20 protein-coding genes are annotated in these 20,171 nt (G+C 68.0%); 7 read left to right on the plus strand and 13 right to left on the minus strand.

Going from position 1 to position 20,171, the window contains the following annotated elements; all coding sequences use genetic code 11:
* The first annotated feature begins 32 nt into the window (after positions 1–32).
* On the plus strand, positions 33–476 hold the full coding sequence (locus HU751_RS18755) for a TadE/TadG family type IV pilus assembly protein (RefSeq protein WP_050703621.1): 444 nt from the start codon (positions 33–35) through the stop codon (positions 474–476).
* A complete protein-coding gene (locus HU751_RS18760) occupies positions 473–3,109 on the plus strand; it encodes a PAS domain-containing sensor histidine kinase (RefSeq protein ID WP_186734465.1) in 2,637 nt (878 codons plus the stop codon). Before HU751_RS18755 ends, HU751_RS18760 begins: the two co-directional genes overlap by 4 nt.
* Here HU751_RS18760 and HU751_RS18765 read toward each other — a convergent pair.
* The 7 genes from HU751_RS18765 to HU751_RS18795 form a co-directional block, all read right to left on the minus strand.
* Complete coding sequence (locus HU751_RS18765; RefSeq protein WP_367616968.1) at positions 3,094–5,043, minus strand: pilus assembly protein TadG-related protein; 1,950 nt, start codon at positions 5,041–5,043, stop codon at positions 3,094–3,096. The two genes, HU751_RS18760 and HU751_RS18765, sit on opposite strands and share 16 nt — an antisense overlap.
* A 269-nt stretch (positions 5,044–5,312) precedes the next feature.
* Positions 5,313–5,873, minus strand: a complete 561-nt coding sequence (locus HU751_RS18770; RefSeq protein ID WP_050703622.1) for a DUF4136 domain-containing protein — start codon at positions 5,871–5,873, stop codon at positions 5,313–5,315.
* A 19-nt stretch (positions 5,874–5,892) separates the two neighbouring features.
* Positions 5,893–6,525, minus strand: a complete 633-nt coding sequence (locus tag HU751_RS18775) for a DUF4136 domain-containing protein (protein ID WP_186734466.1) — start codon at positions 6,523–6,525, stop codon at positions 5,893–5,895.
* 20 nt (positions 6,526–6,545) lie between these two features.
* Entirely contained in the window at positions 6,546–7,295 is a 750-nt protein-coding gene (locus HU751_RS18780; protein ID WP_186714959.1) for a methyltransferase domain-containing protein, read from the minus strand.
* On the minus strand, positions 7,292–7,597 hold the full coding sequence (locus tag HU751_RS18785) for a MazG-like family protein (protein WP_186734467.1): 306 nt from the start codon (positions 7,595–7,597) through the stop codon (positions 7,292–7,294). The genes HU751_RS18780 and HU751_RS18785 overlap by 4 nt, the downstream gene beginning before the upstream one ends.
* 56 nt (positions 7,598–7,653) lie before the next feature.
* Positions 7,654–8,505 carry a MaoC family dehydratase gene (locus HU751_RS18790; protein WP_186734468.1) on the minus strand — a complete coding sequence of 284 codons (852 nt, stop codon included), beginning with the start codon at positions 8,503–8,505 and terminating at the stop codon, positions 7,654–7,656.
* Between the two features lie 2 nt (positions 8,506–8,507).
* Positions 8,508–9,860: a 3-oxoacyl-ACP reductase gene (locus tag HU751_RS18795; protein WP_186734469.1), complete on the minus strand. Its 1,353-nt coding sequence runs from the start codon at positions 9,858–9,860 to the stop codon at positions 8,508–8,510.
* Between the two features lie 117 nt (positions 9,861–9,977).
* Between HU751_RS18795 and HU751_RS18800 the strand changes: the two genes are divergently transcribed.
* Entirely contained in the window at positions 9,978–11,255 is a 1,278-nt protein-coding gene (locus HU751_RS18800; protein WP_186734470.1) for an acetyl-CoA C-acetyltransferase, read from the plus strand.
* A gap of 48 nt (positions 11,256–11,303) precedes the next feature.
* Entirely contained in the window at positions 11,304–12,080 is a 777-nt protein-coding gene (locus HU751_RS18805; RefSeq protein WP_186734471.1) for an AraC family transcriptional regulator, read from the plus strand.
* Positions 12,081–12,098: 18 nt separating this feature from the next.
* On the opposite strand, the gene cueR is transcribed toward HU751_RS18805, so the two are convergent.
* Genes cueR through HU751_RS18820 form a run of 3 tightly spaced genes read right to left on the minus strand, consistent with a single transcriptional unit; the run spans position 12,099 to position 15,340 of the window.
* On the minus strand, positions 12,099–12,503 hold the full coding sequence (gene cueR / locus HU751_RS18810) for a Cu(I)-responsive transcriptional regulator (RefSeq protein ID WP_186734472.1): 405 nt from the start codon (positions 12,501–12,503) through the stop codon (positions 12,099–12,101).
* Positions 12,500–14,899 (minus strand): heavy metal translocating P-type ATPase, encoded by a 2,400-nt coding sequence (locus HU751_RS18815; RefSeq protein ID WP_186734473.1) that lies wholly within the window; start codon positions 14,897–14,899, stop codon positions 12,500–12,502. The genes cueR and HU751_RS18815 overlap by 4 nt, the downstream gene beginning before the upstream one ends.
* Positions 14,900–14,953: 54 nt before the next feature.
* Positions 14,954–15,340, minus strand: a complete 387-nt coding sequence (locus HU751_RS18820; RefSeq protein WP_050703632.1) for a hypothetical protein — start codon at positions 15,338–15,340, stop codon at positions 14,954–14,956.
* A gap of 146 nt (positions 15,341–15,486) precedes the next feature.
* Here HU751_RS18820 and HU751_RS18825 point away from each other — a divergent pair, with 146 nt between their 5' ends.
* Positions 15,487–15,684 (plus strand): heavy-metal-associated domain-containing protein, encoded by a 198-nt coding sequence (locus HU751_RS18825; RefSeq protein WP_186734474.1) that lies wholly within the window; start codon positions 15,487–15,489, stop codon positions 15,682–15,684.
* A gap of 169 nt (positions 15,685–15,853) precedes the next feature.
* Positions 15,854–17,035: a multidrug effflux MFS transporter gene (locus HU751_RS18830; RefSeq protein ID WP_186734475.1), complete on the plus strand. Its 1,182-nt coding sequence runs from the start codon at positions 15,854–15,856 to the stop codon at positions 17,033–17,035.
* Here the strand turns inward: HU751_RS18830 and HU751_RS26855 are convergent.
* Complete coding sequence (locus tag HU751_RS26855; protein ID WP_082337625.1) at positions 16,986–17,183, minus strand: hypothetical protein; 198 nt, start codon at positions 17,181–17,183, stop codon at positions 16,986–16,988. The genes HU751_RS18830 and HU751_RS26855 overlap by 50 nt on opposite strands.
* Positions 17,184–17,673: 490 nt before the next feature.
* Here HU751_RS26855 and HU751_RS18835 point away from each other — a divergent pair, with 490 nt between their 5' ends.
* Positions 17,674–18,384, plus strand: a complete 711-nt coding sequence (locus HU751_RS18835) for an ArsR/SmtB family transcription factor (RefSeq protein ID WP_050703635.1) — start codon at positions 17,674–17,676, stop codon at positions 18,382–18,384.
* On the opposite strand, the gene HU751_RS18840 is transcribed toward HU751_RS18835, so the two are convergent.
* Together HU751_RS18840 and HU751_RS18845 are read right to left on the minus strand one after the other, a co-directional pair.
* Entirely contained in the window at positions 18,381–19,331 is a 951-nt protein-coding gene (locus HU751_RS18840) for an adenosine deaminase (RefSeq protein ID WP_186714949.1), read from the minus strand. The genes HU751_RS18835 and HU751_RS18840 overlap by 4 nt on opposite strands.
* An 87-nt stretch (positions 19,332–19,418) precedes the next feature.
* Complete coding sequence (locus HU751_RS18845; protein WP_186734476.1) at positions 19,419–20,105, minus strand: SDR family oxidoreductase; 687 nt, start codon at positions 20,103–20,105, stop codon at positions 19,419–19,421.
* Between the last annotated feature and the right edge of the window lie 66 nt (positions 20,106–20,171).

The raw sequence follows: 20,171 nt of genomic DNA on the forward strand, positions 1-20,171 counted from the left end.
AGACAGGTCTCACAGTCAGGGTAGACGCGATCATGAAAGCAGGCCCGGCGGGACGGCAAAAAGGCGCGGCAGCCATCGAGTTTGTCGCGGTATTCATGGTGTTTTTCGCGGTGTTCTATGGGCTGGTCAGCTACGCCTTGCCGATGCTGATGCTGCAGTCGTTCAACCAGGCCAGCAGCGAGGCCGTGCGCCGCTGCGTGGCCGTGGACCCGACCAGCCAGACCTACGAGCTGGACGTGCAGGGGCTGGCCCGGCAGGTGATCGGCCAGCAGTTGGCGTGGATGCCCAGCGCGCTGGGGTTCAGTGTGCTTACCGACACCCGGGTCACCGTTGGCGCAGACAAGGTGCTCACGGTGGTGATCGACTACCCGCGCTCGCGCCTGACGCAGGTGCTGCCGACCCTGGTGCTGCCGGTGGTCGGTGACGTACCGAAGCTGCCCGCACGGCTACAGGCCCAGGCGAGCCTGCAACTGTGAGTGGTGGCCTGTTCGATCGCTGGTTCGCCGCGCCGGCCCCGGCCCAGACGCCCGAGGTGACGCCGGCCATCGGTCTGCAACTGTGGCTCGATGACCAGGCGCGGGTGCTGCGTCTGGCCGGTCCGCTGCGCAGCCTGCTGGCACTGCCCGGCCAGGCGGGTGCGCGGGTGCATGACTATCTGGAGCGCCACAGCTGGCTGGTGCTCGAAGGGCAGCCCGCCGACTGGCAGGGCCAGCCCCTGGACCTGGATTTTCACACCGTCATGGGCCATGCGTTGCACACCCGTGGCTGGCTGCAGCGCCACGAACAAGGCTGGATGCTGCAGCTGTTCGATATCGGCGATCTGCTGCGCGAACAGCGCTGGGATCGTCAGCGCCCCCTGCTCGGCGAGATCGGCCACGCTCTGCGCGAATGCGGCAGCGAGCGCCTGCTACAGACGACCCGCGAACAGCTGCACAGCCTGGCCGAGCACTGGCAGGCGGCCGCGCTGCGGCTGATGCTGCGCGAACCGGGCGGCTGGCGCCACTACGCCAGCAGCGACGAGACCTGGCCCTGGCCTGATGATCGCAGGCTGCGCGAGCGCCTGGACCGTTGGCCGGCCCATACCCTGATCGAAGTCGATGACGACCCCGAGTTGCTTGCCCTGTGCGGTGCTGCGTCGCTGTTTCTGGTGCCCTATCGTCAGGGCCTGGAGGCCGAGGCCTGGGTGCTGTGCGCGGGAGCGCGGCAGGCGCCCCCGGTCGACATGGCCCTGGCGCTGGTGCGGACCTTGACCGAGCCGCTGCTGGTGCGCCATCGCCGCCAGCAACTGCAGCACCAGGCCCATCACCTCGATGACCTGCAGCGCCAGCTGGGCGCGGGGTGGTGGGAGTGGCCGACGCACGGCGAGCTGCAGCTGGACTCGGCCCTGGCCGCGAGCCTCGGGTTGGCGAACCGGGTCAGCCTTGGCCAATGGCTTGCCCGCCTGCATCCGGCGGACCGCGAGCCGGCGCAACTGGCCCTGGACCAGGCCCGTGACGGGCAGGCGCTGAGCCTCAGCGTGCGGCTGCCGGACCGCGACCCCCTGGCGCCGCCGCGCTGGTTCCATTGGGCCGGCCAGGCCCAGGGCGGCCAATTGCGCGGCTTCCTGCTCGATATCAGCGCCCTCAAGGCCCAGGAGCAGCAGGCCGGCGCGGCCCGTGCGCGGCTGGAGAACCTCATCGCCCGCTCGCCCGCGGTGATCTACGTGCAGCGCTATACCGAAGGCGCGCTGCACAGCGATTTCTACAGCGCCAGCCTGGCGCCGTTGCTGGGCTGGGCGGCCGACAGCGAACAGGCGCGCCAGCCGGGCCTGGCGGTGCATCCGGACGACCGCCCGCTGTGGCTGGAGCGCACCCGAGGCCTGTTGCGCGATGGCCAGGTGCGCTGCCGCTATCGCCTGCGCGATCACCTTGGCGGCTATCACTGGATGCTCGACGAGGCCCGTCTGCTGCGAGACGACCTCGGCCAGCCGCTGGAGGTGGTCGGCCTGTGGCTGGACGTCAGCGAGGCCACCGAAGCCGCCGAGCGCATGCGCCAGAGCGAGGAGCGCTACCGCGTGCTGGTGGAGGATTCGCCGGCGATGATCTGCCGGTATCGCCCGGACCTGACCGTGCTGTTCGGCAATCGGCCCCTGGCCGACTACCTGGGCTGCACGCCCGAGCAGTTGCAGGGCGCGGACCTGGGGCAGTGGTTGTCCGCCGGCCAGCGCGAGGCCTTCCTCCTGCGCCTGCGGGCGCTGACACCGGAGCAGCCGGTGAGCAGCGCGGAGATCTGCTTGCAACTGCCCGGTCGCGAGCATGCCTGGTGGGTCTGGGCCGACCGTGGGTTGTTCGACGCCGAGGGCAAGCTGCTGGAGGTCCAGGCCGTGGGCCGCGACAACACCGAGGTACGGCGCAGCCAGCAGCAACTGTTGCAGGGCGCGAAGATGGCGACCCTTGGCGAGCTGGCCACCGGGCTGCTGCACGAGATCAACCAGCCGCTCAACGTGATGCGCATGGCGGTGGCCAACACCCTCAAGCGCCTGGAGAACGGCGCTGCCGATCCTGCCTATCTGGAAGACAAGCTGCGCCGCATCGAGGCCCAGGTCGAGCGCGCCGCCCGGCTGGTCGACCATATGCGGGTGTATGGCCGGCGCTCGGCGGTCGAGCGCGAGCGCTTCGCCGCCTGGGCCGCGGTGGAAGGCGCCCGGGCGTTGCTCGAGGAAGGCCTGCGCGGCAAGGGCGTGACGCTGCGCCTGGAGCCGCCCGAGGCCCTGGCGCAGGTGCTCGGGCATCAGGACCAGCTGGAGCAGGTGCTGATCAACCTGATGGTCAATGCCCGTGACGCCTTGCTGGAAAAGCAGGTGGCGCAGCCTTGGATCCGGGTACGCCAGGCGCTGCATGGCGGATGCCTGTGGCTGCTGGTGGAGGACAACGCTGGCGGGATCGATCCGCAACTGCACGAGCGGATCTTCGAACCCTTCTTCACCACCAAGCCAGCCGGGGTCGGCACCGGGCTGGGCCTGTCGGTCAGCCATGGCATCGTCAGCCAGATGGGCGGCCGCCTGAGCGTGGACAACGGCGCCGAGGGCGCATGCTTCCGGGTCGAGCTGCCCCTTCACAGCACCAGTTGAGCGTGGCCGCTGGCGCAACTGAGGTTGGTGCCGACCTGGGCGTCGAGCAGGTCGATGCCGAGCACCTTGAGCAAGCCGTTGACCAGGGGATCGAGCAGGGGGCTGAGCAGGTTCTTGATGACCGGCTCGAGGATGTTCTTCACCCCGTCCAGCAGCCCGGCGGTGAGCACCAGCACCTGGCCGAGGCCGCTATTGCCGATGGGCTTGTAGGCTTCCAGGTGGATGCCCGCCAGGGTGTCGGACAGGCTCGCCACCACCTGGGCCTGGTCGCTGTCCATGGGTAGGTAGGCAGGTTCCTGGCCGATTTCGGTCGGGGCGTGGGCGCCGCTGAACAGCAGCGCTTTTTCCTCCGGGCCACTGCCCAGCAGCTTGCTGTCTACCCGTACGCCGATGCCGCCGCCGGCATAGGGCACCCGTGTGCCGCAGGACGGCGGCAGGATCAGCACGCGGCTGCAGACATTGGTGCCGATATCGATGACCGGCAGGGCCTTGACCACGGTGGTGCCGTTGTTGAGGAAGTCCGCCGGGGAATCGAACCTGCCGATGGCGATTTTCGCCGCCGAGCGCTGGGTGAGGGTGGTCAGGCTCTTCGGGGTGCACGTGTAGTTGTCGGGCGGTGCCGGACGCAGGCGGCTGGTGCCTTCGGCGACTTCGATGCCGATGTCGATATGCACCTGGCCGTCCAGCAACTTGATGTCGCTGACCTTGCACGGGATGCCCAGGGCGCAGGTCAACGATTGCACGGTGCCCAGCAGGTTCAGGCTGAGCAGGTTGTTGAGCACGTTGGTCAAGGGTGCCGCCAGGTCCAGCACTGCGTTGAGCAGCCCGGCGATGCCGCTCAGCAGGGGCAGGTCGAGGGAGACCAGCGCCCGGATCTGGGCTGTATGAACACGCAACTCATCGGTACGCGGGTCACCCGCGGCAGAGGTTTGCTGAGGGTCGATCACCTTGAGGTACACGCGACCGTTGACCAGCCCCAATGCATTGATAGGGATTTCGGCATTCACGGCTTGCCGCTTCGCCGCCACCTGAATCATGGCTTGCACCAGCTGCAGCAGTTGAACGTTCGCATCCAGGCCCGCCTGGACGGTCCCGGTCTGGAGATTCAGCAGCTCACCCAGCGTTATCGGCCCCGTCAGGTCTGCCGCAAGCTTGAGCAGGTTGCCGGTCACCTGCGCAGTGGCCCCACTTTGTTGGAGCACCTTGACGGCAACGTCCAACAGCTTCTGGGTAGTGGTCTCCAGGCTCAGCAATTGCTGGTAGTCACCCAGGTCCAGGTGCAGTTCGGTCGACAGTGCGTCGGTATAGCTGAGCAGGTTGAGCTGGGTATCGGCGATACCTTGCCAGCCCAGCACGCTGAGTTGGGTGCTTGCACCGATGGCCTTCAGCAGCGCGTTGAGAACGGCTGATTGCATCGAGCTGACTTGCAGGAGTGTGGTATGGATGCTCAACATCGCCTGGGGCGGGCCTGGGCTGGCGGCTACCGCGCTGGCACGGAGCGTGGTGGTACGGGCGATGGCGCCGCCCTGGACCAGCGCATACACCCCGCCGGCGACGCTGGTGACCACCACGTTGCTGACCTCGACCTTGATCGCCTCGTTGCGCACGTTGTCGGCGGTGAAGGTGCGCAGGTTGTCGATGCCGGTGCGCAGGTAGCCACAGCTGGCGATCAGTGGATTGAGGGGCGAGTGGCCGTTGCGGGTGGCTGCGGTGCGGGCCAGGGCGGAGGCCTGCGGGCCGCTGCCGCTGCAGACCCCGCCGTGCTCGGCGGCTTCCAGGGCGGCCATGTCGGCGATGCGCTGCAGCTTGCGTTGTTCGAGGTAGAGGCGGCCGCTGTCGACGGTCAGGAGCATGAACACCAGGGCCAGGCCCATGGTCAGCGCGGCCATCAGGCCGATCGCGCCGCGTTGGCGCACAGCGGAACGGGGAACCACGGGCACTCCTTTGCCGGCCTGTGGCCCGGCAGCGCGGCGGCGGTGCAAGGAGTGTAGTCAAGGTGATGGCAAGTTGCCTTGTCTGCTGATCCGCACTTTTGGCACAAACCATAATGCTTTGATTAGGCTGGAACAGCGTGGGAGCGGGCTTGCCCCGCGATGGGTGTATGGCACCGGCTTTGCCGGTGAATCGCGGGGCAAGCCCGCTCCCACGCTGTCCGAGTTGAATCAAAGAATTACGTATTATTTGATGGGGTGTCTCGCAGGCCTCAGTGCGGCGGATAGTTGCTCAACACCTGGGTCACGGTCTTCTGGATCGCCGCATTGCGCTCCTGCGGGCTGGGCGGGTAGTTGTTCATGATCTGCTCGGCGCTGCCGCGCCATACCAGCTTGCCGTCGCGGCCGTCGAACAGGTCGACCTGGATGGTCGCCACCTTGTAGTCGACGCTGCGCGTCTCGTTGTACATCGGCCCACCCCAGTAACCGCCCCAGTAGCCACCCCAGGCACCGCCGTAATTGGTGGTGATCTGCTGCTGGCGGTCCTCGACGATCAGGTAGGCGCGCACCTTCACATCCGCCCGGGCATTGCCCTGGACCGGGCGCAGGCCGCGCTGGTCGAGCTGGCCGGCGACCGCCTGGCGAATGCGTTGCTCGGTCAGGTCGCTCTTGATCCGCGGATCGTCCGGGCGATACTGCAGGCCCGGCTCCTGCCAGGCCCAGCTGCGGTAGGCGGCGAAGTCGCGGCTGGCATCGAAGTCGTGCTGCACGTTGTTGCTCGAACAGGCGGCCAGCAGCAGGGCGAAGGACAGTAGAACGAGACGGCGCAACATGATGGTTCTCCGTGGGAGGTTAGCTGGGAGGATAGCCGCTCATCGCCTTGCTCACCGACTCGCGCAGGGCGCTTTCGCGTTCACGCGGCGAGTCCTTGTCGCTGCCGCTTTCGGCGCTGGCGCTCCACACCGGCTGGCCGTTGCGGGCATCGAACAGGTCGATGCGCACCACCATCACCTCGACTTCGTAGGTGCGCACGATCGGCACGCTGGCGTAGCCGCCATAGCCGTTGCGATAGCCACCGTAGCCGACGCCGCCGTAAGGGTAGGGGCCGTAGTAGGGATCGTAGTCGTAGTCGCGCACCTGGCGCAGGCGCCGCTCCAGGCGCACGTCGGCGCTGACCAGCAGGTCGGCGGGCGCATTGTGCGCCGGGCGCAGGCCGTGCTGGTCGAGGGCGCCGCTCACCGCGTCGGCCAGCTGGCCCGGCGTCGCGTTGACCAGGCCCCCGGGTGGCTGGTTGTTGCGCCAGCTCCAGCTGCGGTAACGGCCGTAGTCGCGTGCCGGCGCGGGGTAGGCGCTGGCATCGAAGGTATTGGCGGCCTGGGGCGGCGCCGGCGGCAGCGGCTTGCCGCTGGCGACATAGGGGTTGCTGCCCTGGCAGGCGGCCAGGGCGAAGGGGAGCAGGGCCAGGCAGAGCAGACGGTACGGCATGGATCCTCCTGGCGAGCGGGTCAGTGGGGGCGGCACATCCAGTGCAGATAGCGGCCCAGGCCAGCGAAGCTGGGGTGGCGGCGGTGCGCCAGTTCCATCTCCAGCAGGTCGAGCAGCTCGGCCTTGTCCTGGAACTCCTTGGGCATGTAGTCGTGGAATACCCGTACGCCGCTCTCGCTTTCGACCTGCCACAGAGCTTCAAGTTGCGCCCTGAGCTCGCGCGGATCAAGTGGTTTCTGTGGCGTGAGGCTCTGCTTTTCACCGGCCAGGCGATTGTGCCGCAGCTTGCGGAAATGGCCCTTGAGCAGGTTGCGGTAGACCAGCGCGTCGCGGTTGTAGAAGGCCAGCGACAGCCAGCCGCCCGGCGCGGTCAGCTGGTGCAGGACCGGCAGGATGCTTTCGGGCTCGGCCAGCCATTCGAGCACGGCGTGGCACAGCACCAGGTCGTAGGGTTCGGTGAGTTGGCCGAGCAGGTCCTGCCACGGCGCCTGGATGAAGGTCGCCTGCTGGCCGGCCTCGGCAAAGCGCGCGCGGGCGCCGTCGAGCATCGGCGCGGCGGGTTCGGCAAGGGTCACCTGGTGGCCGCGCTGGGCCAGCCACAGGGCCATGTGACCGAGCCCCGCGCCGATATCGAGCACCCGCAGTGGACGGTCGGGCAGGGCTTCGGCCAGGTCGGCCTGGAGCACCGCCAGGCGGATGGCACCCTTGGCGCCGCCGTAGATCTTCTCGGCGAAGCGGCTGGCCAATTCATCGAAGTGACGGTCGTTCATTTTGCGAAGCGCCTCTCGCTGTCGGCGAGCTTGGCCCGTACCACCTCATCCATGTCCAGGCCCAGCTCGCTGCACAGCAGCAACAGGTAGAGGACGATATCGCCTATCTCTTGGCCTGCGTGTGCGAGCTTGTCGGCGGGCAGCCGGCGGGACTGGTCCTCGGTCAGCCACTGGAAGATCTCCACCAGCTCGGCCATTTCGACGCTGGCGGCCATGGCCAGGTTCTTCGGGCTGTGGAATACCCGCCAGTCGTTGGTGTCGCGGATGCGGTGCAGGCGTTCGGTCAGTTCTTGCAGGTTCATCGGGGTCTCCTCGTGGCGCATAGCTTCCGGCGAGGTGCCTTGCAAAGCAAGCCCGATCAGAGCGTGCGCCAACTGCCGAGCATATGCAGCAGCCCGCCGTGGCCATCCAGGCGCAGCTCGCCGCTTGGCCCCGCCTCGCTGGCGCTCAGTATCACCTCTGAAGGCAGGCGCACCGGTTTGTGGAAGTCCACCGAAAAGGCATACCCGGCCTTGGGCAGGTGTCCCTGCAAGGCCGCCAGCGCCATGGCCTTGCTCCACATGCCGTGGGCGATGGCCCTGGGGAAGCCGAACAGGCGTGCCGTGAGGCTGCTCAGGTGGATCGGGTTGTAGTCGCCGCAGACCCTGGCGTAGCGCCGGCCGATATCGCCGTCGGCATACCAGCGGGTGGCCTCGGGCAACGCGGCGGGCGTTGTCTCGGTCAGGTCCGCGGCCGGCGCGTCGAGCTTGAGGCCGCGCACCAGCATGCGGCTGGTCTCGCGCCAGAGCAGGCCGAGGCCATCTTCGGCCTCGGTCACCAGGTCGAAGGTGCCGCCCTTTTCATGGGGTTGCAGGTTGTCGGCATACACCGCGAAGCGCAGCCCGTCGATGCCGCCCAGGGGGCGCAGCACCTGCAGGCTGTTGTGCAGGTGCACCAGCCCCAGCAGCGGGAAGGGAAACGCCTCGGCGGTGAGCAACTGCAGTTGCAAACTGAAGGCCATGATGTGCGGGTAGGTACCCGGCAGGCGGCCGTCGTCCGCGAAGTGGCAGAGCCGGCGGTAGGCCGCCAGGTTGGCGGGATCGACCCGCAGGAAACAGCGCAGGCCCTGCTCCGGCAACTGGCTGCCACGGATCTTGCGTTTGCCGAGGGCGCGCAGGTACAGGCTCAGTCGTGAGTCGGGGCTGTGCAGGTCGTGCCAGGGTCGGGTCATGGTCAGGCTCCCATCAAGGCCTGGCCGCAGACCCGCAAGGCCTGGCCATTGACCGCGCCCGAGCCCGGCTGGCTGAGCCAGGCGATGGCTTCGGCGACGTCCTGCGGCAGCCCGCCCTGGCCCAGCGAGCTCAGGCGCCGGCCGGCCTCGCGTAGGCCCATGGGCATGGCCGCGGTCATGTGCGTCTCGATGAAGCCCGGCGCCACCGCATTGATGCTGGCGCCCTGTTCGGCCAGGCGTGGCGCCCAGGCCTGGGCGAAGCCGATCAGCCCGGCCTTGCTGGCCGCGTAGTTGGACTGGCCGCGGTTGCCGGCGATGCCGCTGACCGAGGCGAGCAGGGTGATGCGCGCATCCGCGTGCAGCTTGCCTCCTTCGAACAGCGCCTGGGTCAGCACCTGGGGCGCCTTGAGGTTGACGGCCAGTACCGCGTCCCAGTACTCCGGGGTCATGTTGGCGAGGGTCTTGTCGCGGGTGATGCCGGCGTTGTGCACAACGATATCCAGGCCCTGGGGCAGGGCTTCGAGCAGTTGCGCGGCGGCATCGGCGGCGCAGATGTCCAGCGCCAGGGCGCGGCCGCCCAGGCGCGCGGCGAGGGCGTCGAGGTCGCGCTGGGCCTGGGGTACATCGAGCAGCGTCACCTCGGCGCCGTCCCGAGCCAGGGTTTCGGCAATCGCCGCGCCGATGCCCCGGGCGGCGCCGGTGACCAGGGCGTGGCGACCGGCCAGCGGTCGGGTCCAGTCTTGCACCTGGGCGGCGCAGGGCGCCAGGCGCAGGACCTGGCCGGAAACGAATGCGCTCTTGGGCGAAAGGAAGAACCGCAGCGCGCCCTCGAGCTGGCTTTCGGCGCCTTCGGCGACATACAGCAGGTTGGCCGTGGCGCCGTTGCGCAGTTCCTTGGCCAGCGAGCGGCTGAAGCCTTCGAGGGCCCGCTGGGCGACGCTGTCCTGCGCATCGGCCATGGCTTCTGGCGCACGCCCCAGGATCACCACGTGGGCGCTGGAGGCCAGGCTGCGCAGCAGGGGTTGGAAAAATTCGCGCAACTGCTTGAGGTCATCGCTGTCGGACAGGTGACTGGCATCGAACACCACCGCCTTGAGCTTCGGCCCCAGGCCCGCGACCCAGGCGGGAACCTCGAGCGCTTCGCTGGCAAAGCCATAGCAGTCGGCCGTCAGACGCGGGGCGATCGCCGCCACCTGGCCTGCCAGCGGCCCACCGCCCAGCACCAGCGCGCCCTCGATGGGACGCAGGCGTCCGGCCTGCCAGCGTTCCAGCGGCACCGGGCGGGGCAGGCCGAGGGCATCGACCAGTTTTCGTCCGAGGGTGGAGTTGGCAAAGCCCAGATAGCGGTCGCTCATGTACGGTTCTCCCTGAAGGCAAGCATGCAAGTGTGGACCAAGTTTGTGGCAGGGTCGTTCGAATGCGCGAAAAGAACCTAGGCTTAAGGATCAAATTGTTTCAGGAGGAATACAGGCATGCAGTCAATTCGCCGGGTCGCGATCCTGGGGGGCAACCGGATTCCCTTCGCCCGCTCCAACGGCGCCTACGCCAAGGCCAGCAACCAGGCGATGCTCACGGCGGCCCTCGAAGGCCTGGTGGAGCGTTACCGGCTGCACGGCCTGCGCCTGGGCGAAGTGGCGGCCGGCGCGGTGCTCAAGCATTCGCGTGACATGAACCTGACCCGCGAGTGCGTGCTGGGCTCGAGGCTGTCGCCGCAGACGCCGGCCTACGACATCCAGCAGGCCTGCGGCACCGGCCTGGAAGCGGCGTTGCTGGTGGCCAACAAGATCGCCCTGGGGCAGATCGACAGTGGCATCGCCGGGGGCGTCGACACCACCTCGGACGCGCCCATCGCGGTGAGCGAGGGGCTGCGCCAGATCCTTCTGCAGGCCAACCGCGGCAAGACCCTCGGCGAGCGTCTCAAGCCCTTCCTGAAACTGCGCCCGGGCCTGCTCAAGCCCGAGCTGCCGCGCAATGGCGAGCCACGCACGGGGCTGTCGATGGGCGAGCACTGCGAACGCATGGCGCAGACCTGGCAGATCGGCCGCGAGGAGCAGGATGAACTGGCCCTGCTCAGCCATCAGCACCTGGCGGCGTCCTATCATGAGGGTTGGCACGACGACCTGCTCACGCCCTACCTCGGCCTGACCCGGGACAACAACTTGCGCGCCGACCTGACCCTGGAGCAGTTGGCCAAGCTCAAGCCGGTGTTCGAGCGCAGCGGCCTGGGCACGCTCACGCCGGGCAACTCCACGCCGCTGACCGATGGCGCCTCGCTGGTGCTGCTCGGCAGCGAGGCCTGGGCCGAGGCGCAAGGCCTGAAGGTGCAGGCCTACCTGGTGGACGGCGAGGCGGCGGCGGTCGATTTCGTCCATGGCCAGGAAGGCCTGCTGATGGCGCCGGTGTACGCGGTGCCGCGGCTGCTGGCGCGCAATGGCCTGACCTTGCAGGATTTCGACTTCTACGAGATCCACGAAGCCTTCGCCGCCCAGGTGCTGTGCACCCTCAAGGCCTGGGAGGATGCCGACTACTGCCGCACGCGGCTGGGGCTCGACGGGCCGCTGGGGGCGATCGATCGCGCCAGGCTGAACGTGAAGGGCAGCTCGCTGGCCGCCGGGCATCCGTTCGCGGCGACGGGAGGGCGGATACTGGCGAACATGGCCAAGCTGCTGAGCGAGCGTGGCAAGGGGCGTGGCCTGATCTCGATCTGCGCGGCGGGCGGACAGGGGGTGACGGCGATCGTCGAACGCTAGGTGGCGATGGCTGGTACCCTTGTCCGACCCGAGACACCAGGCCTCAGCATGTCGATCACCGGACCGCGTCCCATCCCCGCCCTGGACCACCTGCCCAGGCCACTCTACGCCCGCGCCGAGAGCCTGGGCGCCGGGTCCTGGACCACCCGTCACCAGCATGACTGGGTGCAGTTCTCCTATGCCATCAGCGGCGTGCTTGGTGTCTATACCAGCGACGGCAGCTACTTCGCCCCGCCGCAGTGGGGCGTGTGGATCCCGGCCGGCACTGAGCACGAAGTGCTGACCTCGATGCAGGCCGAGATGCGCAGCCTGTACGTGCGCAGCGACGCCTGCCCCTGGGCGCCGGGCGAATGCCGGGTACTGGAGGTCACGCCGCTGGCGCGGGAGCTGATCAAGCAGTTCTGCACCTTCGCGGTGAACTACCCGGAAGGCGACAGTGCCGAAGCGCGGCTGGTGGCGGTGTTGCTGGACCAGCTGCGCACCCTGCCGCAGGTGGGATTCTCGCTGCCGCTGCCGCGCCACCCGGGCCTGCTGGCGTTGTGCAACGGCTTGATCGCCGCCCCCGACCAGCCCCAGACCCTGCAGCAGTGGGCGGTGCAACTCGGGGTGTCGGAAAAGACCTTGATGCGCCTGTTCCAGCGCGAGACGGGGCTGAGCTTTCGCAACTGGCGCCAGCGCATGCGCCTGCTGTCATCACTGGCGCTGCTGGAGGCCGGGGAGAGCGTCACCCAGGCCGCGCTGGGCTGCGGGTATGACTCGACCTCGGCCTATATCGCCGCGTTCCGCCAGCTGTTCGGCGCGACCCCGGGGGAGCTGCGCCTGTAGCACCGGCTGGTGTCTCTTTCAGTGACAACACCCGCTGCCATTGGCCAGGTCCTTGAGGATCGGACAGTCCGGCCGGTCGTCGCCCTGGCAGTGGGCCACCAGCTCGCCGAGGGTGTCGCGCAGGCTCACCAGCTCCTCGATGCGCTTGTTCAGTGCCTCGATATGTTGCGTGGCCAGGGCCTTTACATCGGCGCTGGCGCGCTGGCGGTCCTGCCAGAGGGTCAGCAACCGGGCGACTTCCTCCAGGGAAAAACCCAGGTCCCGCGAGCGCTTGATGAACGCCAGGCTGTGCAGGTCCTCCTGCTGGTACAACCGGTAGCCGCTTTCGCTGCGCGTGGCGGGACGCAGCAGGCCGATGGACTCGTAGTAGCGGATCATCTTGGCGCTGAGCCCGCTGCGGCGGGCGGCCTGGCCGATGTTCATGGGGCCTCCTGGTCGATGGCGGTGGGTTTCCAGGTCTTCAGCCACAGGGCATTGCTCACCACGCTGACGCTGGACAGCGCCATGGCGGCGCCGGCCAGCACCGGATTGAGGTAGCCCAGCGCGGCCAGGGGGATGCCGATCAGGTTGTAGATGAATGCCCAGAACAGGTTCTGACGGATCTTCGCGTAGGTCTTGCGGCTGATCTCGAGGGCGGCGGGCACCAGGCGCGGGTCGCCGCGCATCAGGGTGATGCCGGCCGCCTGCATGGCCACGTCGGTGCCACCGCCCATGGCGATGCCGATGTCGGCGGCCGCCAGCGCCGGGGCATCGTTGATGCCGTCGCCGACCATGGCTACCACGCCCTGTTGCTTGAGCGCGGCCACCGTGGCGGCCTTGTCCGCTGGCAGCACTTCGGCGTGCACGTCGTCGATGCCGAGGGCCTCGGCCACCACCTTGGCGCTGCCGCGGTTGTCGCCGGTCAGCAGGTGGCTGCTGATGTGGCGCGCATGCAAGGCGGCGATGGCCGGGCCGGCACCGGGCTTGAGGCTGTCGCCGAAGGCGAACAGGCCCAGTACGCGGGGCTGGCTGCCGAGTTCGATCAGCCAGGACAAGGTGCGTCCCTCGGCCTCCCAGGCCTGGGCACTGGCCGCCAGTTCGCCCGGCAGCAGTTGGCTCTCGTCGAGCAGGCGGCGGTTGCCCAGGGCCAGCTCGCGACCGTCCACCTGGCCGGCGATGCCACGGCCGGTGAGGGACTGGCTGTCGGTCACTTGCGGTACGTCAAGACTGCGCTCGGTACAGGCGTCGAGCACCGCCTTGGCCAACGGGTGCTCGCTGCCGCGTTGCAGGGCACCGGCCAGGCGCAGCAGTTCGTTGTCATCGCCGCTGCTGGCCTGCAGGTGGACGATACGCGGGCTGCCGGAGGTGAGGGTGCCGGTCTTGTCGAACACCACGCGGTTGACCGCATGGGCGCGCTCCAGCGCTTCGGCGTCCTTGATCAGGATGCCATGGCGGGCGGCGACGCCGGTGCCGGCCATGATCGCCGCGGGCGTGGCCAAGCCCAAGGCGCAGGGGCAGGCAATGACCAGCACGGCGACGGCGTTGATCAGCGCGGTTTCCAGCGGTGCGCCGGCCAGCCACCAGCCGACCAGGGTGACCAGGGCCAGCACCAGCACTGCAGGGACGAACACCTGGCTGACCCGGTCGACCAGCTTCTGGATCGGCGCCTTGGCCGCCTGGGCGTCCTCGACCAGGCGGATGATGCGGGCGAGCACGGTCTCGGTGCCCAGCGCCAGGGTCTTCACCAGCAGGCGGCCTTCGCCGTTGATGGCGCCACCGGTCACCGCGTCGCCGGGCTGCTTGGGCACCGGCAGGCTTTCACCGCTGATCAGGGCTTCGTCGGCGTGGCTGCTGCCTTCGAGCACCTGGCCATCGACCGGGAAGCGTTCGCCGGGCTTGACCAGCACCACATCGTCGAGGCGCAGCTGGCTGATGGCGACGTCTTCCTCGCGCCCGTCGATAACCCGCACGGCGCGTTCCGGACGCAGGGCCTCCAGTGCCCGGATGGCGCTGGCGGTCTGGCGCTTGGCGCGGCTTTCCAGGTACTTGCCCAATAGCACCAGGGCGATCACCACTGCCGAGGCTTCGAAGTACAGGTGCGGCTCCATGCCGCTGTGCGCATTGGCCCATTGGTACAGGCTCAGGCCATAGCCGGCGCTGGTGCCCAGGGCGACCAGCAGGTCCATGTTGCCGGCACCGGCGCGCACGGCCTTCCAGGCGGCGACGTAGAAGCGCGCGCCAAGGATGAACTGCACCGGGGTGGCCAGCAGGAACTGCGCCCATGCCGGCAGCATCCAGTGCAGGCCGAACGGTTGCACCAGCATTGGCAGCACCAGTGGCAGTGCCAGCAGCAGGGCGGCGGCGACCGCCAGGCGTTCGTTGCGCAGGCGGCGTCGGGCCTGTGCCTGGTCATCGTGGCTGGCAAGCGGCAGGGTGGCGCTGTAGCCGGCTTTCTCGACCGCGGCGATCAGTGCGCCGTCGTCGACGCCCTCGAGCACTTCGAGGTGGGCGCGTTCGCTGGCCAGGTTGACGCTGACCTGCTCGACCCCCGGCAGTTTGCCGAGGGCGCGCTCGACCCGGCCGGCGCAGCTGGTGCAGGTCATGCCGCCGATCTGCAGTTCGAGGGTGCGGGTGGGGACGCTGTAGCCGGCGTCGCGCACCGCGTCGACCAGTGCCGGCAGGCTGTCGGCCGGGGCCTGGACCCGGGCCTGCTCGGTGGCGAGGTTGACGCTGACGTGTTCGGTACCGGTGACCTTGCGCAGGGCGCGTTCGACCCGACCTGCGCAGCTGGCGCAGGTCATGCCGCCGATCGGCAGGTCGAAGGTGGTGGATGCGGGCATGGCTCTCTCCTCCGTGGACAGGCCTCCAGCATCAACCTTGCCATGCGGGCAAGGTCAATAGCCCAGGCCGGCTCTCTTGAGCACCAGGCCATTGTGCCCCATGGCGATCCGGTATTTGTTGATCTGGCCCGCCTGCAGGGTCAGCCGCGTGCTGCGCTGGTCCTCGACGCCGGGGGCGCAGCCGGGTACCTGCCCGGGCAGCAGGCGCAGGCGCACATCGACGGGGCCCGGCGGCAGGTTGAACGAGGTCGCCTGTTCCTGGAACAGGCGGCCGGACAGCTGGTCGTTGAGATAGATGCCGATCTCGCAGCTGGTGGCCACCTCCAGGCGTTCCCGGGAAATGATCAGCACGCTGTAGTCCGAATTGCCCTCGGCGCTGGCCGGTGGCACGACGGCCAGTGCGCCCAGCAATCCGACGAGGCCCAATGCTGCCCTGATCATGAAAAATCTCCTGCTTGCCAAAATCGTCAAAGGCGCAGCTTGGCCGAGCCGCGCGCGGATTTCCAGCCCGGCCGTTTTTCTCGGAACTTGACCTTGCCCCGATGGCAAGGCTGAGACTGGGCAAAACCCACAAGGAGGCAACCTCGATGCAAGTGTTCAATGTGCAAGGCATGACCTGTGGCCACTGCGTGAAGGGCGTGACCCGGGCGGTGCAGGAGCAGGATGCGGCGGCGCGGGTGGAAGTGGACCTGGCGACGCGGCAGGTGCGGGTGGAGAGTGTCCTGGCGGCGGATCGGATCCTCGCGGCGATTCGTGAAGAGGGGTATCAGGCCGAAGTGGCCTGAGATATCGCGGTGTGCATGGCGATAGTCTTGCGGCGCCTATGAGATCGAGCGCCGCCCGCGCGGCGCTCGGTCTGACAGACGATGCAAAGCTCCCGTCGTGCACCCACAAAATCAATACAAAGGTTTTCAGGTAGACTAGCGAACTTGCTTAGCCTGCTATGGATTCTCCATGAACCTGCGAACCTTGCTGATTCTCGGCGCCCTCAGTGCGTTCGGGCCTCTGGCGATCGACTTCTATCTGCCGGCCTTCCCGGCCATGGCGCATGCCTTCGGCACCGACGAAAAGCATGTGCAGGCAACCCTGGCCGCCTACTTCCTCGGCCTGTCCCTGGGCCAGCTCGCCTACGGGCCGGTGGCCGACCGTTTCGGCCGGCGCCTGCCGCTGCTGTTCGGGGTCGGCCTGTTCACCGTGGCGTCATTGGCCTGCGCCTATGCGCCCAATCTCGACAGCCTGATCCTGGCGCGTTTCGTCCAGGCCCTGGGCGGTTGCGCCGGGATGGTGCTGTCGCGGGCGATCGTCAGCGACAAGTGCGACGCGGTGGCCTCGGCCAAGGTGTTCTCGCAGCTGATGCTGGTGATGGGCCTGGCGCCGATCCTCGCGCCGATGCTCGGTGGCGTGCTGGTCAACGTGGCCGGCTGGCAGTCGATCTTCCTCGCCCTGGGCCTGTTCAGCGCGGCGTGCCTGCTGGCGGTCGGCCTGGGCCTGCCGGAAAGCCTGCCGGCCCATATACCGCGCCAGCCGCTGTCGGGCGCGCTGCGCCAGTACCTGAGCCTGCTCGGCGACCGGGTGTTCGTCGGCCATGCACTGACCGGCGGCATCGCCATCGCCGGGATGTTCGCCTACATCGCCGGTTCGCCGTTCGTGTTCATCAAACTCTACGGTGTGCCGCCCGAGCACTACGGCTGGTTGTTCGGCACCAACGCCGCTGGCTTCATCCTGATGGCCCAGGTCAATGCGCGGCTGCTGGCCAAGCGCGGCCCGGCGTTCCTGCTGGCGCGAGCGGTGTGGTTGTACCTGGTGGCGGCGCTGGCGCTGCTGGTGGTCGCGGCGTTGCGCCCGGCACAGCTCTGGCCATTACTGGTACCGCTGTTCGTGTGCATCGCCAGCCTCGGCTGCATCATCCCCAACGCCTCGGCCTGCGCCATGAGCGGGCAAGGTACGCGTGCGGGCAGTGCCTCGGCCCTGATGGGCTGCCTGCAGTTCAGCGTCGCCGCGGGCGCGGCGGCGCTGGTCGGGGTGCTGCACGATGGCAGCGCGGTGCCCATGGCGCTGGTGATCAGCCTGTGCGGCGCGCTGGTGGTCAGTGTCGCAGTGCTGACCCGGCGCCTGCAGGCCAGCCGGCCTGCGTGAGCGGGTGGGGCGCGTTGAGGCGCGCCTCCAGCAGGGCGACGAACGACCGTGCCTCGGCCTCGCTACGGAAACTCACCACATGCTGGTCGAGCTGGACCTGCCAGGGGCAGGCGGGGTTCCGGTTCGACGCACTGACGACAATCTTCATCGCGATCCACCTCCAGTGAGCGGGAGCGGATCTAGTGTAGCGCTGCCCCCGTCCCGTGCCATGACCAGGGTCAGTACCCTGACTGACGGTCATGACGGTCTGAAGTAGGGAGACCTTCTGTTTTGCAAGGCGGAAATATTCCCCTTCACTGTCGGACATATCGAGCCCCCTGATAGCAGCTGTCAGCTTCGTTCCCGCTACAGCCACGGTAGTACGGGGGATGAGCAGGATTAGCCGTCTATCGCTCTGACAGACGCATCTTTCAGAACGTTTTTTGGGAGGCGAATGCCGACCCGCCTGGGCCATGCCTCCCTCACGGCGAGCGCCTTCCAGCGGCTTATACTGCCTCCGGCGACCAGCGTGGCGTGAGCGTTTTCCGCAGCTGGCGCCGATCATCCGGCACACGAACCATCCCGCGCTTGCCCACACCGGAGGCAGGGCATCTGCGGCGTTCGCCAGCAGGCGGGATTCATCAGGGAGCTTCAGGTTCATGAACGCAGTCCGCAGCATCAGTCAGGTCGCCAACCTGATGGCCGATCCCAAGCGCAGCGCCATGTTGTGGGCGTTGATCGATGGCACCCCGCGTGCGGCGGACGAGCTTGCCGTGCTCACCGGCTTGAGCACCTCGTCGGCCTGCGCGCACCTGTCGCTGTTGTCCAGTGCCGGGCTGCTCAGGCATGAGGCGCGTGGCCGCAAGCGCTTCTTCCGCTTGGCCACACCGGAGGTCGGCACCGCGGTGGAGGCGCTGGCCAGCGTTCAACTGGCGAGCCGCTCACCTGCAGAGCAGGGCACGACGCTGCAGATTCCCCTGTCGATGCGCAAGGCGCGCCTGTGTGGCGACCACCTGGGCGGCGAAGTGGCCGCCGCGCTGCTCCACCGCCTGCATGTGGCCGGTTGGCTGGAAGGAAGCGAGCAGTACCTGTCGGTAAGCCAGGAGGGCAAGGAGCATCTGGAGGCGCTGGGGGTGTTCATCGATGCGCTGGCCGCGGGTGACCGGCACGGCTGCGTGATCTGCCATTGCAGCAAATGGAACGATCAGGGCCCGCACCTGGGCGGCTGCCTGGGCAAGGCCCTGCTTCGCCTGTTCACCCAGTCGGGCTGGGTGCGTGAGCAGGAGGGCAGCCGGGCGGTGCAGCTCACACCGCTCGGCCAGCAGCAGATCAACGCGATCGCCTGCCTCCCGGCCCGACAGGCCGGCTAGCGGACCAGGCGCGCGTCCAGGCTGTTCTGCGCCAGGCGGCGTGCCTGGTCCTGGGTCATGCCCAGGTGCTGGTGAAGGGCGTGGAAGTTCTCGGTGACGTAGCCACCGAAGTAGGCCGGATCATCGGAGTTGACCGTGACCTTCACGCCGCGCTCGAGCATGTCGAGGATGTTGTGCTGGCCCATGTGTTCGAACACGCACAGCTTGGTGTTGGACAGCGGGCAGACGGTCAGCGGGATCTGCTCGTCGATGATGCGCTGCATCAGACGCTCGTCCTCGATGGCGCGCACGCCGTGGTCGATCCGCTGGATTTTCAGCAGGTCGAGGGCTTCCCAGATGTACTCGGGTGGGCCCTCCTCACCGGCATGGGCCACGGTCAGGAAGCCTTCACTGCGGGCGCGGTCGAAGACGCGCTGGAACTTGCTCGGCGGATGGCCTTTCTCCGAGCTGTCCAGGCCCACGGCGACGAAGGCGTCGCGGAACGGCAGGGCCTGGTCCAGGGTCTTGTGCGCTTCGTCTTCGCTCAGGTGGCGCAGGAAGCTGAGGATCAGGCCGCTGCTGATGCCCAACTGCTCGCGACCATCCTTCAGGGCCCGGTTGATGCCCTCGAGCACCACCTCGAACGGGATGCCTCGGTCGGTGTGGGTCTGCGGGTCGAAGAACGGCTCGGTGTGGATGACGTTCTGCGCCTTGCAGCGCTGCAGGTAGGCCCAGGTCAGGTCGTAGAAGTCCTGCTCGGTACGCAGGACATCGGCGCCCTGGTAGTAGAGGTCGAGGAATTCCTGCAGATTGTTGAAGGCATAGGCGCTGCGCAGGGTCTCGACGTCCGCCCAGGGCAGGGCAATCTTGTTGCGTTCGGCCAGGGCGAACAGCAGTTCGGGCTCCAGCGAGCCCTCCAGGTGCATGTGCAGTTCCGCCTTGGGCAAGGCGTTCAGCCATTCATACATGTGTGCAATCTCGGTCAGGTACGGTTGGCCGCCATTCTACAGGGCCTGGCCGGGCAATGCGCCCACCCAGGCCGGTATCGCCCGGGATTACCAGATGAGCACCTCGCCCTTGTAGTTGATGAAGCGCAGGCCGCCGTTGCCGCTCTGGGCCTTGATCTGCTCGAGCATGCCACGGGTGCTGGTGAGCACGTCGATCTCGGCGTTCTCGCCGCCCATGTCGGTCTTCACCCAGCCCGGGTGCATGGCCAGCACGGCCAGGTCGGGGCGCTGCAGCTCGACCACGAAGCTGTTGATCATCGAGTTGAGCGCGGCCTTGCTGGCCTTGTACAGGCAGACTTCGCCGCCGTCGGGGATGGTCACGCTGCCCAGGATCGAGCTCATGAAGGCCAGCACCCCGCTGCCTTCGCGCACCTGGCCGGCCAGGCGGCGGGCCACACGGATAGGTGCCACGGCGTTGGTCATGAACAGCTCGCCGATCTGCTGTACCTGCACGCTTTCCAGATCCTGCGGCAGCGGGCCCATCACCCCGGCATTGACGAACACCAGGTCGAACACTTCACCTTGCAGGCGCTGCTTGAGCCCGTCGAGCTGAGCGGTGTCGTTCATCTCCAGGCGCTCGATGCGCACCCCTGAGACTTCGCCCAGCGCACCCGGCTGTTGCGGGTCGCGGACGGTGGCGACGACGTTCCAGCCATCTTCGCGCAGGCGTTGCGCCAGGCCCAGGCCGAGGCCTCGGGAGGCGCCGATGATCAGGGCGGTCTTGTTGGCGGTCATAGCGATACTCCATATCAAGGGCGCGGCGAGCGCTGCTGTGCACAGGTTCGCTCGTCGCGCGACAAC

Origin of the sequence: Pseudomonas peradeniyensis (assembly GCF_014268935.2) — a bacterium.
In the GTDB taxonomy this organism is placed as follows: Bacteria; Pseudomonadota; Gammaproteobacteria; order Pseudomonadales; family Pseudomonadaceae; genus Aquipseudomonas; species Aquipseudomonas peradeniyensis.

What these genes read in the sequence shown, in the direction of transcription:
- HU751_RS18755 (WP_050703621.1), top strand. Translation starts at nt 33, where the DNA reads ATGAAAGCAGGCCCGGCGGGACGGCAAAAAGGCGCGGCAGCCATCGAG.
- HU751_RS18770 (WP_050703622.1), bottom strand. Translation starts at nt 5,873, where the DNA reads ATGTTGCGCCGTCTCGTTCTACTGTCCTTCGCCCTGCTGCTGGCCGCC.
- HU751_RS18775 (WP_186734466.1), bottom strand. Translation starts at nt 6,525, where the DNA reads ATGCCGTACCGTCTGCTCTGCCTGGCCCTGCTCCCCTTCGCCCTGGCC.
- HU751_RS18780 (WP_186714959.1), bottom strand. Translation starts at nt 7,295, where the DNA reads ATGAACGACCGTCACTTCGATGAATTGGCCAGCCGCTTCGCCGAGAAG.
- HU751_RS18785 (WP_186734467.1), bottom strand. Translation starts at nt 7,597, where the DNA reads ATGAACCTGCAAGAACTGACCGAACGCCTGCACCGCATCCGCGACACC.
- HU751_RS18790 (WP_186734468.1), bottom strand. Translation starts at nt 8,505, where the DNA reads ATGACCCGACCCTGGCACGACCTGCACAGCCCCGACTCACGACTGAGC.
- HU751_RS18795 (WP_186734469.1), bottom strand. Translation starts at nt 9,860, where the DNA reads ATGAGCGACCGCTATCTGGGCTTTGCCAACTCCACCCTCGGACGAAAA.
- HU751_RS18800 (WP_186734470.1), top strand. Translation starts at nt 9,978, where the DNA reads ATGCAGTCAATTCGCCGGGTCGCGATCCTGGGGGGCAACCGGATTCCC.
- HU751_RS18805 (WP_186734471.1), top strand. Translation starts at nt 11,304, where the DNA reads ATGTCGATCACCGGACCGCGTCCCATCCCCGCCCTGGACCACCTGCCC.
- cueR (WP_186734472.1), bottom strand. Translation starts at nt 12,503, where the DNA reads ATGAACATCGGCCAGGCCGCCCGCCGCAGCGGGCTCAGCGCCAAGATG.
- HU751_RS18815 (WP_186734473.1), bottom strand. Translation starts at nt 14,899, where the DNA reads ATGCCCGCATCCACCACCTTCGACCTGCCGATCGGCGGCATGACCTGC.
- HU751_RS18820 (WP_050703632.1), bottom strand. Translation starts at nt 15,340, where the DNA reads ATGATCAGGGCAGCATTGGGCCTCGTCGGATTGCTGGGCGCACTGGCC.
- HU751_RS18825 (WP_186734474.1), top strand. Translation starts at nt 15,487, where the DNA reads ATGCAAGTGTTCAATGTGCAAGGCATGACCTGTGGCCACTGCGTGAAG.
- HU751_RS18830 (WP_186734475.1), top strand. Translation starts at nt 15,854, where the DNA reads ATGAACCTGCGAACCTTGCTGATTCTCGGCGCCCTCAGTGCGTTCGGG.
- HU751_RS26855 (WP_082337625.1), bottom strand. Translation starts at nt 17,183, where the DNA reads ATGAAGATTGTCGTCAGTGCGTCGAACCGGAACCCCGCCTGCCCCTGG.
- HU751_RS18835 (WP_050703635.1), top strand. Translation starts at nt 17,674, where the DNA reads ATGAACGCAGTCCGCAGCATCAGTCAGGTCGCCAACCTGATGGCCGAT.
- HU751_RS18840 (WP_186714949.1), bottom strand. Translation starts at nt 19,331, where the DNA reads ATGTATGAATGGCTGAACGCCTTGCCCAAGGCGGAACTGCACATGCAC.
- HU751_RS18845 (WP_186734476.1), bottom strand. Translation starts at nt 20,105, where the DNA reads ATGACCGCCAACAAGACCGCCCTGATCATCGGCGCCTCCCGAGGCCTC.